Source organism: Megasphaera indica (assembly GCF_046614755.1).
GTDB lineage: Bacteria > Bacillota > Negativicutes > Veillonellales > Megasphaeraceae > Megasphaera > Megasphaera intestinihominis.
In genome coordinates, this window is the sequence record NZ_JBKKJR010000004.1 from 103124 (window position 1) to 119183 (window position 16060).

12 protein-coding genes are annotated in these 16060 nt (G+C 51.5%); all 12 read right to left on the reverse strand.

The genetic code is table 11. The features are described from left to right. Positions 1-367 precede the first annotated feature (367 nt). Complete coding sequence (locus ACFCTO_RS03875) at positions 368-1318, reverse strand: hypothetical protein (protein ID WP_303148419.1); 951 nt, start codon at positions 1316-1318, stop codon at positions 368-370. Between the two features lie 692 nt (positions 1319-2010). Beyond that, complete coding sequence (locus ACFCTO_RS03880) at positions 2011-2196, reverse strand: type II toxin-antitoxin system RelB/DinJ family antitoxin (RefSeq protein WP_292301484.1); 186 nt, start codon at positions 2194-2196, stop codon at positions 2011-2013. 13 nt (positions 2197-2209) lie between these two features. Beyond that, on the reverse strand, positions 2210-6559 hold the full coding sequence (locus ACFCTO_RS03885) for a YadA-like family protein (protein WP_499876437.1): 4350 nt from the start codon (positions 6557-6559) through the stop codon (positions 2210-2212). A gap of 101 nt (positions 6560-6660) precedes the next feature. Continuing rightward, positions 6661-7566, reverse strand: coding sequence for an ESPR-type extended signal peptide-containing protein (locus tag ACFCTO_RS03890; RefSeq protein WP_499876423.1), 906 nt, complete (start codon positions 7564-7566; stop codon positions 6661-6663). 357 nt (positions 7567-7923) lie between these two features. Further along, positions 7924-9237: a sigma-54 interaction domain-containing protein gene (locus ACFCTO_RS03895; RefSeq protein ID WP_370842051.1), complete on the reverse strand. Its 1314-nt coding sequence runs from the start codon at positions 9235-9237 to the stop codon at positions 7924-7926. A gap of 700 nt (positions 9238-9937) precedes the next feature. Then, entirely contained in the window at positions 9938-10864 is a 927-nt protein-coding gene (locus ACFCTO_RS03900; RefSeq protein ID WP_020310107.1) for a bifunctional riboflavin kinase/FAD synthetase, read from the reverse strand. An 11-nt stretch (positions 10865-10875) separates the two neighbouring features. Continuing rightward, positions 10876-11757, reverse strand: a complete 882-nt coding sequence (gene truB / locus ACFCTO_RS03905; RefSeq protein WP_499876424.1) for a tRNA pseudouridine(55) synthase TruB — start codon at positions 11755-11757, stop codon at positions 10876-10878. Continuing rightward, positions 11754-12698 carry a DHH family phosphoesterase gene (locus ACFCTO_RS03910; protein WP_292301766.1) on the reverse strand — a complete coding sequence of 315 codons (945 nt, stop codon included), beginning with the start codon at positions 12696-12698 and terminating at the stop codon, positions 11754-11756. The genes truB and ACFCTO_RS03910 overlap by 4 nt, the downstream gene beginning before the upstream one ends. Positions 12699-12703: 5 nt before the next feature. Further along, a complete protein-coding gene (gene rbfA, locus ACFCTO_RS03915; protein ID WP_072982909.1) occupies positions 12704-13051 on the reverse strand; it encodes a 30S ribosome-binding factor RbfA in 348 nt (115 codons plus the stop codon). 15 nt (positions 13052-13066) lie between these two features. Then, a complete protein-coding gene (gene infB / locus ACFCTO_RS03920) occupies positions 13067-15481 on the reverse strand; it encodes a translation initiation factor IF-2 (protein ID WP_439782196.1) in 2415 nt (804 codons plus the stop codon). Between the two features lie 14 nt (positions 15482-15495). Then, positions 15496-15801, reverse strand: a complete 306-nt coding sequence (locus ACFCTO_RS03925; RefSeq protein WP_292261028.1) for a L7Ae/L30e/S12e/Gadd45 family ribosomal protein — start codon at positions 15799-15801, stop codon at positions 15496-15498. After that, positions 15798-16058, reverse strand: a complete 261-nt coding sequence (gene rnpM / locus ACFCTO_RS03930) for an RNase P modulator RnpM (RefSeq protein ID WP_292261031.1) — start codon at positions 16056-16058, stop codon at positions 15798-15800. The genes ACFCTO_RS03925 and rnpM overlap by 4 nt, the downstream gene beginning before the upstream one ends. Positions 16059-16060: the final 2 nt, after the last annotated feature.

Consider the following 16060-nt stretch of genomic DNA (forward strand, 5'->3'; position numbering starts at 1 on the left):
CGTAAAAACCTGCCATTATATCAGAATGGGCTGTGATTGCATCTCACAACGTGCCGCACAAGGCTCCCTTTATAGGGGAGCTGGCCGCCAAAGGCGGTCTGAGAGGTTAAAGGTCGGCCCCTACGCACAGGGCCGCTGGCCGTGTGTTTATTTTGCATCCTGCATTCATTTCCATCGCTTGTATGCGATTTCGTAGGGGACGGCTAAAAGTCGTCCCGCATGAATCCTGTGCACAGCCGGAATTTATGACGAGTGGCACTCGGTCGTAATACAATCATGCGTCTGTCGCGGCGCAGCCGCATGTGAGTCCGAAGAAAGCAAAACGGCGTTATCCGATAAAGACAGCGCCGTCATAAATGGTTACCTCTTATTTCAAATGATATTCACGCAACAATTGTTCCTGGTATTCATCATCCCGCAATACGCGGTCAACATCTTCTTTCCTGCCTTCCTGTATCAGTTTCTGGAGCAAAGTGCCTAAAGCCTTTCTCCCCGCTTTATCGCCGATTTTCCTGCCACGTAGTTCTCCACGCCGTTCAATGCCTTCGCTCAAGTTACACATTTCTGCCACTCCCTTCTCTAAATGCGGTGTTATCGTTACGTTAAATTCCGTCGTTAATAGTTCTTGCATTTCTTGCGAACCGATGTTATCCAAGAGCAACATATTCAGCAACCGCAAGATGCCTTTCAGATGCTGATAGCTCTTGCTTCCCAAACAGACCAGGACGATATTGATTAAATCGTAATGGCTCCTCTCGGCCTGTGTATGGCCGATTAGATGTTTCTCTGTCAGTTGGTAACTGGAAATATTGTACTCCCATTTTTTCATTGGCATCGTACAAATCCAGATGGAATAGACCTTCTGGATTTTTTCGTAATGGGATTTCACGAAAACCGTACCATACTGACTGGAAATCATGCGGCCGCAATAGTAGACGGCCCGCTTCAACAAGGGATAACCCGGATTGAAATCGTTCTGCGCTTCCAGGTTGATGATGAGCTGGATGCGCTTTCCATCAATGGGAGCTACAGCATGAAACCGGATATCGTAATAGACCGTTCCTTCCGTGCCGGATTTGTCTTCCGTCTGCTCGCTCTCGATACGCGGTGAAATAGCTTCCGGTTCCACCGCAATACGGCTGATGCTCGGTTCACCCAGGATATAGCGTTGGGCAATATCCTGCAAATCACAATCCTTGAATTCTTCCGTGCAGGCCTTCAGGATATGGGCCATAATGCCCCGCTCTGAAAGAACCCGCTTGCACGCCTCGTCATACGCTTTTTTCTGCGCTTTGGCCTGTTGTGCCGAATCGGACATGACGTCACACCTCCAGATTCACTTTTATTGTATAATAATCGTTCCCGCTCCGCAACAGAGCGGCTCATGATTCCATCATACACCACAAAACAGGGCCAAAGAGAAATTCTAATCATTTTTTAATCGAATTTCCGAAAGCTTAAGGAACCGTTAATGTAGATTAGGGCCTATCGGCCCCGCCGGTCGCAGTTGGCAGTTCGCAGGCCGCCTCGGACTCAGATGCCACTGCGCGGCAACAGATTCAGAGTAACGACATCGCCTCGAATGACCCTCGGCTCGCGAAAAAATAGTGGCTCGTTGTTCGTGGTTCGTGGCTCGTAAAAACCTGCCATTATATCAGAATGGGCTGTGATTGCATCTCGCAACGGGCCGCACAAGGCTCCCTTTATAGAGGAGCTGGCTGCCAAAGGCGGTCTGAGAGGTTAAAGGTCGGCCCCTACGCACAGGACCGCTGGCCGTATATTTATTTTGCAGCCTGTATTCAATTCCGTCGCTTGTATGCGATTTCGTAGGGGACGGCTAAAAGTCGTCCCGCGTGAATCCTGTGCATAGCCTGAATTTATGACGAGTGGCGCCCGGTTGTAATACAATCATGCGTTTGTCACGGCGCAGCCGCATCTGAGTCCGAGGCACGCAAAAAGGGGCCTCGCATGATGGCGTAACCCTTCATGCGACAGCCCCTTCTTACATGATTAATATTTTTTATGTGTCTGATCTAGCGCAGTGACTTCAAAGGGAATCCGTTGTTCCCGAACTGCCGCTTTGATGAACAAGATGATCGCAGCGGACATGCTCAGCCCTACAGAATCGCAAAAATCTTCAAAGTCTTCTTTTAATTCCTTATTGATACGAAAGGATACACCAATTTGTGTAGCCATTCTATTCCCCCTTTTATTTCGCATCGGAAATGACGCGTACTCGTTCGATAGTCGGTTTGCCATTGCGGTCTTTCTGGATGGTGTCGATACGGATATACTGGAGTTCCGGCGAGAATTCTTTGACCAGTTTGCTCAGTTCCGGATCCGTGCTGCCCACACCGCTTTCGACGATGCGGTAGACGATGGCCGCAAATTCATAACGCGTCATCATGCGGTCGCCTTTGAATTCACCATCGGGGTAGCCTTCGAGGATACCTTTCTTAGCCAGCGTCGTGACGTACTGGTAAGCCCAATGGTTTTCAGCGACATCCGGTAACAGGACACTCTTGGCCGGGTCGACAGCCATGCCGTGCATGCTCTGCAGTTTGGCAATGAGGGCATCCTGTTCGGCCATATGCTGGCGCATGGCTTTCATTTCCTTGGCCATAGCGACGCGGGACGTCGAAACGTGGTTACCCTGGCCCAGCTTAATGCTGACACCGGCGTTGACCATGTTTTCCCCGCCGCCGAAGGAACCGCCGACGCTGAACATGGTATCTTCATTGGGTCGGTAGTAAGCACCGATAGCAGCCGCATTGGCACCGCGGTAGTTACCGTAGCCGGCTGCGAAATCCCACTTGTCGTCCGGGTCGAAGTCCAGCGGATGGAGGGCTGCCAAGGCTGCAGCACCGGCACCGACGCGGTTGATGCGGTTGCCCAGTTTATTGACAGAACCGCTGAGGCCGTTGATAGCCTGATCGCGCTGCCAGAGCTGGCTGCCGTTGACGGCATCGGTCGAATCCTTGCTGACCGTACCCGTTGCAACGCCTGTGACCTTATTACCACCTGCATCGATGCCATTCTTATCAATAGTTACGTTCTGTACTTTTAACGTATCTGTCGTAACGGTCTTAGCCGTCATGGAATCCGTCGTAACCGACGAAACAGAAATATCTTTCTTTAAATCGAACTGGACATCGACGCCAGAGTCCGTCGGTGTAGCCGTAGCCGTAATATTCTGACCATCTTTGAAGTTGACTGTATGCTTATCCTCAATAGTCGTGGAATCCTTGCCATTGGCTGTTACATTGAAAGTAGACGTTTTGCCTTCGACTTTGAGATTCTTCAAATCATCTTTAGTAGCAATATTGCTGATGGTTACGTCTTTCTGTTGTGCGATATTCTCTCCATTCTGGACCTTCAGGGTAACTTTACCACTCGCATCGACTTTATAACCATCATCGCCTCCAGCCGGTACTAAATGCCAGTCGCTGTTGGAATCACTCGATGATCCGGATACCTTAGCATTGATGGTATAGACAGTCTGTCCTTTCTCATTTGTAGATGTTGTAAAGTTGACATTGTCACCCGCTTTTAAGTACGGAACCTGAGACATGACTGCTGCCTGATTAGCTGATGTCCCTTCATTGAATTCAGGGTTCTTCGCCATCATCAAGCGCAGCCCGCCAGTCACACCATCGCTTGTCTGGTCCAGGGCAACATATAGGTTCTTATCTGACAAGTATTTAGCTTCATAGGCTGCAACATCGACATTGGTAAAATTAGTATCTACAGCAGCTGCTGCAGCGGTCGGAAGCGCCATGAGACTCATCATTCGGGACCGGCGCAACGCAGCCTTTTTTTGAATAGCCACGTCAGTAGTAATACGTCCCTTCAAATCATAGCCGCCAAGGATGTGTAGTGAATAATCTGCACCTTGTCTAATGTTATATTCATTTTTATACTGTTGCGTAGTGCTGCCATAGTTATTGTTCTTATAGCTGGCATCCATATCATTCCCTTGGACTTTAATGCTGCCGTAGTTGGGGTCATTCGGGTCGATGGCATTCGTAACACTGACTTTATACTTCGGTGCACTGGTAGTACCTATATTTTTAACAGTGACATTCGCACTACCAGCTTCGACCTGAGTCAACTGGCCAACCGTAGCCACATCGCTGGAAGCGCTACCAGGAGCAACATTATGAATTACATTACCACCGAAATTAACAGTCCCAGTCTGGATAGTAATACCTGTAGTACCACTGCCAATTTGTAAGCCTGCATTGTTGAGAACTGTGTTGCCAATCGTCAGCGAGCCATCCTTAGACAAATCCAATGTGTTATTCAACGAAACATCGTAGTTATAAGACTGGCCTCCATTCTGTGTACGAGTCAGCTTTAGGTTGCCACCTTTGACTTCCTTATTATTTTCAGTGGCAGTTGTCTTGCCTACACTGACCGTCGAATGTGCCCCAGCGTTCTGGCTCAATTTATACAGCTGGCTGCCATTGATGGCCTCTTTAGAACCAGCACTGATTTCACCTTCGGCCACATTTGTGATCTTCTTACTGCCCCCATCGATGCCCGTATTGGTAATGCTCGGACCCTTTGTAATCTTGAGGCCCGTACCATCCACTACGGTCGTCGACATCGTAGTCACATCACCATTCTTAATAGATGTCTTATAGGTAGCACTGTTGAGACCTGTCAGGTCCTTGTTCAGCTTAATCAGCAGTTCACCGTCTTCGCCATTCTGATTGGCCACAACAGCGATATTGCCATCAACAAAATCATCTTTTGTCTTATCCTTTGCAACATTACCTTTGATGTTAACCGTCTTGTTCAGCTTGACTGAAGCACCATCGCCGAAATCACCGGCATACTTCATACCGTCATCCATCGTGGCGACTTCATGGGTAATAGTCCTGGGCGTGCCATCATCGTCCTTAACCGTGGTCTGGTACTGGATGCGGGCTGCCTGGTCCTTCGAACCGTCGTCTTTGTCCTTGACTTCATTCTGGTTGCGGTCAAGGGTAGCCTTGCCAAGAACAGTGGAAATGTCGATATCTGCGTTCTTGCCGTTATCGCCTTTCGGACCGGTCAGGCCGATATGGCCTTCCGTACCATCCTTGCCATTCACAGCACTGATGGTGACGCCATCATTGCCGTCTTTGTCTTTCACGGAAATGCCGTCTTTGCCATCTTTGCCCGGTTCGCCATCATGGCCGATGACCACCGTGGTTCCCTTACTGGTTTCGACGGTGAATTTGCCGTCCTTGCCAGGTGTACCCGGCTTGCCCGGTTCGCCCTTCTGGCCGATGGTCAGCTGGTCGTTGAGCTTGATGTTGTAGATTGTTTTTCCACTCGTCGTATCTTTTTTAGCAGCAATCAACAGATTGTCATTTCCACCGACATAATCACCGTAATCAGTTGTACCCACTTTATCTGAAGGAACAATTGTAGGTGCTTTCTTATCATTGACAGTAATTTCTGTATGCTGCCCGACTGCTGTGTCGGCGTTTGACTTAATGGTATCGCTGATTGCCTTGAGCTGATCTTCCGTAGCCGCACGGCCGCTGACATATTTGGGATTATTGACATTCCATTCTTTGTTGTCAAGGCCAGTGACATAGTCGCCAGCTTCGGACTGAGGCTTGTTACCATCCTTATCTGTTCCTATAACGGTCAATTTACCAGCGTCAAAGTGCTTGATGACAATCGGGTCTTGTCCCGTTGTGGAACCATCCTGCGTGTTGCCGCCTACGGTCAAGGAACCATTCTGATTCAAGTTGATATCTTTATTCAGAGCAATGGTCACTTTACTACCTGCCTGAGTCAGGGCAATGTTCTTGCCTGCATCCAACGTTACAGTGCTGCCCGGTTTGATCAACGGGGTCGATGTTCCCGATACAGAACCGCCATCAGAATTTGATGTAGTCAGCGTAAAGCCGGAGTTGTTGATAGCATTGGCAACGGAATTGCCTGTTGCATAGGAATTCTCATTGCCATTCAGATTCGTTGCGGAAACCTTGCCATCTACTCCGTTCGAGAGAGTTGCCGTAGCGACTTTGATGTCATATGCGTAGTTCGGTGTTCCGTTAGAATCTGCCGTTACACTGATGCTATTGTCCGAAGACTTCACCGTCGTCTTGGCTGCGTTGAGCTGCGATACGTTGACGGCATCGGTAGGATACGTGCCTTTTTCGACATTGGTGATGGTCTTGCCACCATTATTGAGGCCATTTTCTGTCAAACTGACTATATTGGTGTTATCGCCATTTTTCGTGGTGATGGTCACGCCACCGTTGTTGATGGTGGTATTGCCCATCTTGACAGAGCCCTCGTTGCCCAAGTCGATGTTCTTGTTCAAGCTCAAATCATAGTTAGATGCGCCATTTGTTGTCTTCGTCAGAGTCAGATTGCCGCCTTGAACAGTTCCATTATCTCCAGACACACCATTTTTGCCGACGGTGACGGTACTATGGTTGCTATTACCTCCGCTACTGCCGCCGGACTGAGCAATAGCTTGTTTCAACTGTGCAACGTTAACAGCATCTGTATCAGCGGAGCCGGCAGCTACCCCAGTGATTTGGCGAGTAATCCACTTTGTACTATCATCACCACTGACATTACCTACAGATACAGCCCCATTCGTCGATACCCAGACAGCACCTGATTCTTTAGTCTTAACCTCTGATGGATCTACCCTATTACGCCAGGACCAACATTAGAGAAGGAATTAGCGCCGATAGCGACATAGCCTTCCCCATCATCCCATCTCTTAGGAGAGCCAGCATTATTGCCATCTCGACCAGTTTTAGCATTATCACCAATTGCAACATCTTGGTTCCCATTGCTGTAAGAAAGATGACCAATAGCAATAGCGCCGCCATTATGTCCATTCATATTTCTATTAATGGTCTGCGCACCCACACCAAAAGCAATATCGTTGCCCTGAGCAGCTGTAGTTTGGGTTATGATTTTTCCCTGAGAATCAACAATACTTGAGCCAATCGCGATTCCCCCGCTTTCTCCAGCGTTTTCAGCTAATGCCTTATACCCAATCGCAATGGATTTATCTTTTCTCGCTTCAGCGCCACTACCAATAGCAATAGCAGCAATACCATCATTATTATTCGCCTGAGCCTCCATCCCGATAGCAATGCTTTTTGACTTTGCAGCTGTAGCTCCTGTGCCTAAAGAAATCGTATTATTGCCACCATTATTGGTAACAGCCGCTCTAGTCCCAATAGCAATGGAATCCTTCGGTTCCTCATTATTGTTGACAGTAGCGCTATGACCAATTACGATGAGACCATCGGACCGATTACTTTCATTTTTTGCATCAGGTCCAATGACAATGCTATTTTTCCCTTGATTAGTGCTGTTTGACGCTCCCGGATTTTCTTCTGTAATATTAATAGTTTGTGCTGCCTGTACAGTTGTAATGCCACCGGTTAAAGTAAAAACAGCTAGTGCTGCAGCTAACGAGCAAGTAAAGACTGCCTTCTTTTGCCCTTGCCCTTTTCCTCGGCAATGAGCAATTTCCGACACGACGACGTAACAATTTCTTGCTTTACTCCAAATAATTTTAAAGATTTTATTCATGGGACATCCCCTCTCTCTGAATATATTTCATAATACATACATGAAATTTTCGTGCCAGATTTAAGAAAAGAGGAGCAGATGTGTATATAACGCTATACAACGTACTTTATTTTTCACAAAAGGGAGTATCTCGTTGTTGCGAAATGCAACAGTTTTGTGGCAAAAATTTATGAATTGAGACAGGACGTAGTAAAAAAGGAGCTGCCGCATGGCGACAGCTCCTTTTTACGTTGATCGTAGGTCGTTCATCGTTCGTCGTACGGGATTAAAAATATCGCCCCATCACGATGAACGATGAACTACGAACGAAAAACTTTTACGTTTAGGCGACCTTGCATGATGGTCGCTACTTTCGCGCTACATGTCCTTTTTATTTTGATATTTTTGCCGCATGCGGTAAATCGTCGAGCGGCTGATATTTAGTTCTTTGGCGATTTCCGATACGCTCTTGCCTTCTTGGTACATTTTTTCAATGTATTCATAGGTCAGGTCCTTCAAGTTCCGGTCACGGATACTTTTATCCGGTATGACTGGCGGATTGGGCATAACCCAGGCCAGGTCCGACAAGGTTATTTTTTTCCTGCTGACGACTAAGGACAATCGTTCGAGGGTGTTGGCCAGCTGGCGGACATTGCCCGGCCAGGGAAGGGTCTGGAAATAATCGATGACGTCTTGGCCCAGCTCATGGTGCCGTCCATACTGCACATTGAAACGCTGGAGCAGTGCCTGGGCTACGACGGCAATATCTGCATTGCGCTGGCGCAAGGGCGGCACGTGGATGAGCAGGACGGCCAGCCGGTAATAGAGGTCCAGACGGAAGCGATGGTCCTGGACGGCTTGTTCCAAATTCCTGTTGGTCGCAGCAATGATGCGGACGTCAATGGAAATCGACTGATGAGAGCCGAGGCGGCGGATACAGCGTTCCTGCAGGACCCGCAGCAAATAGTTCTGCAAGTCATAGGGCATATCCCCGATTTCATCGAGGAACAAGGTCCCGCCATTGGCCGCTTCAAAAAGGCCTTCGCGTCCTTCACGGCGGGCCCCTGTAAAGGATCCGCCCGTATAGCCAAAGAGTTCACTTTCTAAAAGGCTTTCGGAGACTGCACTGCAGTTGATGGCAATGAACGGCCCCTGACGCCGGCTGCTCATATTATGGATAGCCTGAGCCAGCATCTCTTTTCCCGTGCCCGATTCACCGGTAATGAGGATGATCGATTCACTGGCCGCATAAATACGAGCCAAGCTTTTGACCTGTTTCATCATCGGTGAACGGCCGATGATGTCATCTAAATGATAATAAGCCGTCAGCCCCTTTGGGGAAGAAAGTCCCTTCCTTTGCGATAGCCGGGACTGTCGCAGGCTCCACAATACTTTGAAAAAAGCCCGTACCAGACCGCCCCACTCAGGCTGCAAGGGGATACATTCCATGCCTTCGGCACGGACATAGGGCTCCATACCGACACTACCAACCAGCCATTGGATGCCAGCAAGTGCGGCCTGATGAACAGCAGCCCGCAGGGCCCGTTCATCCGTATCGGATACTAAACAGTAGAAAGGAATCTCCATGGCTTTGAGCTGCAGTTCTAAATCATCATAATAATCGCGCAGCGAAAGGGGAATGATGACGCCGCATGATTTCCCATCGGGAACCTTCCGGATACAATTCAGCAAATCGAGGACACTGGGCTAGACGACAAAAATCCGTTGCTGCGGATAGTCTGCAGCAATTGCCGAAGCCATGGGTTCCCACAAAATGACGGCATCCTGACCGGACTGTATACTCTTCCGGATTCGGGCCACTGCATCAGTCATGCTGCCATCAATCAGATCAATCTGGGCCAGCTTCCGTTTCGGCGTCGTATGAAGATATTGTTCAATTTTCTTATATAACTGAGTTGACGGAGCAACAATAGAAATCTTAAAAATTTCCTGTACCCCCCCCCATATTTTTTATTGTATTCATGTTCTATTCTTAATCTTTTAAATACTGTTCTTTTTTCCTATGAGTATATCTTATACTGTAAATTGAGATAGGCTTATTATATCATGTAATTATAAAATATTTATTACATTTAATATCGTATCGTTTTATATATTTCCGTATAATTTATATTTTATTAATAGTATTATGTAATAATTTAGTACATATATAATATAATATATAATGAAAATTATATATTTTTAGTACGAAAATTTTATAATTAGAACGCAAAAAAAATAAACCGTCACAGGAAGCAAAAATCACTTCCTGTGACGGCTTATTTTTTACGGTTGTGGATAATTTTCTGGCAAACTGACTAGAAAATCGCACATATCCTGACGGGCTCGCCACGTGCGAGCCCCTACAGTATACGACCACAAACTCCGCAAATTATCTTTGAAAGAACTGGCGCGCTGCGGCTTCGTCTTTTTTCATCTGGGCGACGAGGTCGTCGGCAGTGGCGAAGGTTTCTTCGCCGCGGAGGCGCTTGCGGAAGCGCAGGCTCACTTCTTTGCCGTAGAGGTCAGCGTCCCAGTCGAGGACGTGGGTCTCGATGCGGCGGTACTGGTTCTCGAAGGTCGGGTTGTCGCCGATGTTGGTCATGGCCGGATGGCCCTTGCCGTCCCACCACAGTTCGGTGATGTAGACGCCGTCTGGCGGGATGGCCATGTTGATGGGGATGAGCATGTTGGCCGTAGCGAAACCGATGGTCCTCCCCCGCCGGTCGCCGGGCACGATGGTGCCGGTCAGGGCAAAGGGACGGCCCAGGAGATTCTCGGCCGTTTCCATGTGGCCCATCTGGATGAGCCGGCGGATGACGGTGCTGCTGATGGGTGTCGTCCGGCCCGGCCGTTCGAGGAGGGTCAGGGCGACGACGGGGATGCCGTACTGGCTCATGAAGAATTTCATGGTCTCCGTATTGCCTGCCGCCTTGGCACCATAGGTGAAGTTCGAGCCGACGACGATGGCCGACGGATGGATGTAGGTCAGGAGGTTCTGGCAGAACTCTTCCGGCGATTCCTGCAAGAGGGTCTGGCTCATGGGCAGGAGAACCAGGCCGTCGATGCCGACGGCTTCGATATATTCCGCTTTCTGGCCAATCGTGGCCAGGCGCAGCGGTTCTTTTTCCGGACACAACACGGACAGCGGATGGGCCGTAAAGGTGACGACCATGGTTTTCACACCGCCGGCAGCGGCCCGTTTGATGGCCGTCTTCATGACCATCTGGTGGCCCCGGTGGACGCCGTCAAAGGTCCCAAGGGCCACGACGGCTCCGGTAAAGCCGGTTATTTCCTGAAAGGAGTGGAATATTTCCATCGTTAGTTACCTCACAATCCCTCTGCGAACATCTTATGAGGCCGCAGGATATGGTGTTCCCCGTCGTAGTGGGCAATGCCCATGAGCCGCTGGTCCGGCCCGTACACGCGGATGACGTCGCCATCGGCCAGGTGCGGCCCGGCGAAGGGCACGGGACGGCCCTGGAGCAGGAAGGCACACTGTTTGGCGGAACAATTCGCCTTTTTAAGGTCCTGGATAGCCATATCGGCCGGCCGGACATAGGCCATGGGGTCCCGTTCCAGCTCTTCCAGCGTCGCCGCGTCGTCGATGGTGAACAGCCCGGCCTGGGTGCGGACCAGATAGGTCATGCAGGCGCAGGTCCCCAAGGCCTGACCCAGGTCGCGGATGAGGGAACGCACGTAGGTCCCTTTGGAACAGGTCACGGCAAAGGTGCCGCGCCGACCGTCAAAGGACAGCAGGCGCAGGTCGTGGATGGTCACGTGGCGCACGGGCAGGGTGAAATCGACGTCCTGCCGGGCCAGTTTATAGGCCTTGACGCCGTTGACGTTGATGGCGGAATATTTGGACGGTGCCTGTTCGATGTCGCCCACAAAGGACGCCAGGGCGCGGCGCACGTCGTCAGCCGACAGATCCGGTACGGCCGCCGTTTCGACGACGGTCCCCGTACTGTCTTCCGTATCCGTCGCCAACCCTAAGGCGAATTCGGCATGGTATGATTTGACGTCGCTGTCACCGTATTCGATGAGGCGCGTCGCCTGACCGGCATAGACCGGCAGGACACCGGCCGCCAAAGGGTCCAGTGTGCCGGCGTGGCCCATCTTCTTCATGCCATAGATACGGCGCAGGCAGCCGATGACGTCGTGACTGGACATGCCCGTCGGTTTCAGTACATTGATGATTCCGTGTATCATAGGCGCTTTTCGATTTCCTTTACGATGAGTTTCTTCGCTTCATCCAAAGGCTTATCCAAGGTGCAGCCGGCTGCGCGGACGTGGCCGCCGCCACCGAAGACAGCGGCTACGGCATTGACGTCCATGCCCTTCGAGCGCAGGCTGACCCGCGTTTCCTTATCGCTGACGTATTTGACCGTAAAAGCCACTTCCGACCCTTTGATGTTGCGGGCGTAATCCATGTACATCCCCGTGTGTTCGCCAGTAATCTTGAGGACTTCCGGCGTGTAGGACAGGCAGGAAATACGGCCGTCATCAAAGAGCTCCAAGTGTTCCAGCACCTTGGACAGGGCCTTCAGTTTTTCCAGGGACCGGGCGTCGAGGTGTTCCGAAATGAAATCGGGCCGGGCGCCGTGGTCGACGAGGAGGGCTGCCATGCGCAGCGTATGGCCTGTCGTGTTGTTGAACTTGAAGAAGCCGCAGTCCGTGGCGATAGCCGTATAGAGGGCATCGGCCATGGCCGTGTTCCAGTCCCGCTGCCAGAGGTCGAAGAGGTAGGTCAGGATTTCGCCTGTCGCCGCGCAGTCGGGCCGGACGTATTCCCACTGGGCGAAATGCTCGTTGGAAATATGGTGGTCGATGTTGAGGACCTTGCCGCGGACCAGCTTTTCAGCCTGGCCGATGCGGCCGAGGCCCGTCGCATCGAGGACGACGGTCAGCCAGGAATCATCCGTTTCGACCTGCTCCGGCTTGTTGATGTACTGCAGGCCGTCGAGGAAGTCATAGCGGTCGTCGATATCGTCGTCAATGACCATGACGGCCTTCTTCCCCTGCAGCTGCAGCCAGTGCCACAAGGCCAGGAGGCTGCCGATGGCGTCGCCATCGGGACTGACATGGGCTGTCAGCAGGATCTTATCGTAATGGCGCAGTAAGGTATAGATTTCCTGAGCCGAACAATTCATGGGTATCAGTCCTTCTTTTCAATGTCGCGAAGAATCTTATCGATCTTCATCCCGTAATCGAGGGATGTATCTTCTTTAAACACAATGGTCGGCGAATAGCGGATACCCAGGCGCTTGCCGACTTCCGTGCGGATATAGCCGGTCGCGCTCTTCAGGGCTTTCAGCGTTTCCTGCTTGGCTTCATCGCTGCCGAAAAGGCTGACGTAGACTGTCGCATCGCGCAGGTCGCCGGTGATGCGGGCATCGGTGACGGTGACGAAACCGATGCGCGGATCTTTCAGTTCATTCAGGAGCATCTTCGATACTTCCTGTTTGATAAATTCCTGTATCTTGCGTACTCGTAATTCTCCCATAGTACGTACCTCCCTTTATTCGGGTTCGACTTCGACCATTTCGTAGGCTTCGATTTCGTCGCCTTCCTTGATGTCGCGGTATTTTTCCAGGGTAATGCCGCATTCGTAGCCGGCTGCGACTTCCTTGACATCATCTTTGAAACGGCGCAGGCCGTCGATTTCGCCTTCGTGGATGACGATGCCGTTGCGGATGAGGCGGATCTTGGACGTGCTGGTGATCTTGCCTTCCTTGACATAGGAACCGCCGACGATGACTTTCGGCGTCGTAATGACTTTACGGACTTCGGCACGGCCGACAATCTTTTCTTCGTATTTCTTTTCCAGCATCCCTTTGATAGCCGCTTCGACGTCGTTGATGGCGTCGTAAATGACGCGGTACATGCGCATGTCGACTTTTTCATGTTCTGCCATCTTGCGGGCTGCCGCATCGGGGCGAACGTTGAAGCCAATGATCAGGGCGTTCGATGCCGAAGCCAGCATGATATCCGATTCGTTGATGGCGCCGACGCCGGAATGGACGATGGAGATGCGGACTTCGTCGCTCTTGATGCCCATGAGGGACTGACTCAGAGCTTCGACGGAACCCTGGACGTCGCCTTTGATGATGAGGGGCAGTTCCTTCAGTTCGCCCTGCTGGATCTGGTTGAACAGGTCATCCAGGGTGACTTTGGCATTGACGTGGAGTTCGGACGAACGTTTCTTTTCCAAGCGTTTTTCGGCAACGGAACGGGCCGTCTTTTCGTCGGTGACGTTGAGGATGTCGCCGGCTTCCGGTACGTCGTTGAGGCCGAGGATTTCGACCGGTATGGACGGTTCAGCTTTCTTGACGCGTTCGCCCCGTTCGTTGTTCATGGCGCGGACCTTGCCGAAGCAGGTGCCGACGATGATCGTATCGCCGACGCGGAGGGTCCCTTTCTGGATGAGGACGGAAGCGACCGGGCCGCGGCCTTTATCCAGCTTGGCTTCGATGACGACGCCTTGAGCCGGACGGTTCGGGTTGGCCTTGAGGTCCTGTACTTCTGCCAGGACGAGGATATTTTCCAAGAGGTCGTCGAGGCCGATTTTCTTATGCGCCGAAACGGGGACCATGATGGTGTCGCCGCCCCAGTCTTCACTGACCAGGCCGTATTCCGTCAGCTGCTGCATGACGTGTTCCGGATTGGCGCTTTCCTTATCGATCTTGTTGATAGCGACGATGATGGGGACGCCAGCCGATTTGGCATGGTTGATGGATTCGACAGTCTGCGGCATGACACCGTCATCAGCTGCGACGACGAGGACGGCGATATCCGTGACCTGGGCACCGCGGGCACGCATAGCCGTGAAAGCTTCGTGGCCCGGCGTATCCATGAAGGTGATTTTCTTGCCCTGGTAGCGGACCTGATAAGCCCCGATGTGCTGGGTAATGCCGCCGGCTTCGTGGCTGGTGACATTGGTCTGACGGATGGCGTCGAGGAGGCTCGTCTTGCCGTGGTCGACGTGGCCCATGATGGTGACGACAGGCGGACGGGTCTTGAGGGTTTCCGGCGGGTCGATGATTTCTTCGATTTCCGTCGGGTCTTCCGGCGGTGCTTCCTTGGTAACGGTGACGCCGAATTCATCGGCAATGAGGGAGGCCGTATCGAAATCCAGTTCCTGGTTGATCGTCGCCATGATGCCGCCCATGAGGAGCTTCTTCATGACTTCGCCGACATCGCGGCCCAGGCGTTCAGCAAAATCCTTGACGATGATCGTTTCCGGCAGTTCGATAGCCGTCGGATAATTCTTCTTCTTCGGAGCTTCCTGCGCTACCGGTGCCTGATGCTTCTGGTTGCGCTTGTTCTTGTTGTGCTTGCCTTTGTTCAGGACGTTGGACAACAGCGTATGGGGACGGTTGCCGCCGTTATTCTTGTTGTTATTGCGGTTATTCTGGCCGCCGCGCTTGTTCTTGTTGCCACTGCGGTTGTCATTGCCGCCCTGGGAATGACCAAAATACTTGGTGCGCTTGTTGTCGCCCTGCTGGCCCTGGCTGCTCTGGCCGCCGTTATTGCCGCCTTTATGGTTCTGCGGACGGCTGCCCTGGTTCTGGCCCTGAGCGGCTTTGGCACCGCGGTTCGGCTGGTTCTGCCCATTGCCCTGGTTCTGGCGTTTCTTGTCCTGATTCTGGTTATTCTGTTTCGGCGTATTGCCCTGTTTTTTGTTTTTGTTCTGTCGGCTCGTTTCGTTCACTTTTCGGCTAGTTCCTTCCCCTGTCTGTTTATTTTCCTGTTTATGTCCACGCTGTGCTTCCCCTTTGGCACCCTTCTTGAAGGATGCATCGAGGATGGACTTCATATTGGCGTCAATACCGGTGAAATTACCGGCTTTGATGTGATGATCTTCCAGCGTCTTGATTACTGTCTTTGCGGGAACGCCGTATTCTTTTGCGGCTTCGTATACTCGTTTCGTCATCTAGTTACCCCCTTCTATTCATCACGCTTCACTTTCTCTATGGCCCCGGCGAAGCCTTTGTCATCAATGAGGATGATGACGCTCTGGGCTTTGCCGACGGCACTGCCTAATTCATCTTTCGTATATGTATCAACGACGGTGATCCCTTTCCGCTCCGCCAGGCGGCGATACTTTTCGACGTTATCGCTGCCGCCGTCGGAGGCCAGGAATAAGAGCGGGACGCGCCGGCGCTTCAATGTTTTCTGTGCGGCTCCATCACCGCAGACGGTCTTGCCAGCCCGGCAGGCAAGGCCGAGGAGATTCAGGACCTTGTCGCTCACAGCAGTTCCTTTCTCAGCTGTTCATAGATTTCGCTGGACACTTTGGTCTTCAGGGACCGTTCCAGGCGATGTTCTTTATAAGCTTTTTCCAGGCATTCGCTGTTCGGGCAGAGATAGACGCCGCGGCCGGACTTCTTGCCGGTCTTGTCGATCTCGACAGCGCCTTCCGGCGTGCGGACGACGCGGATCATTTCCTTCTTGCTCTTCTGTTCCTGACAGCCGGCACAGACGCGCATGGGAGTCTTTCGGGTCTTCATGG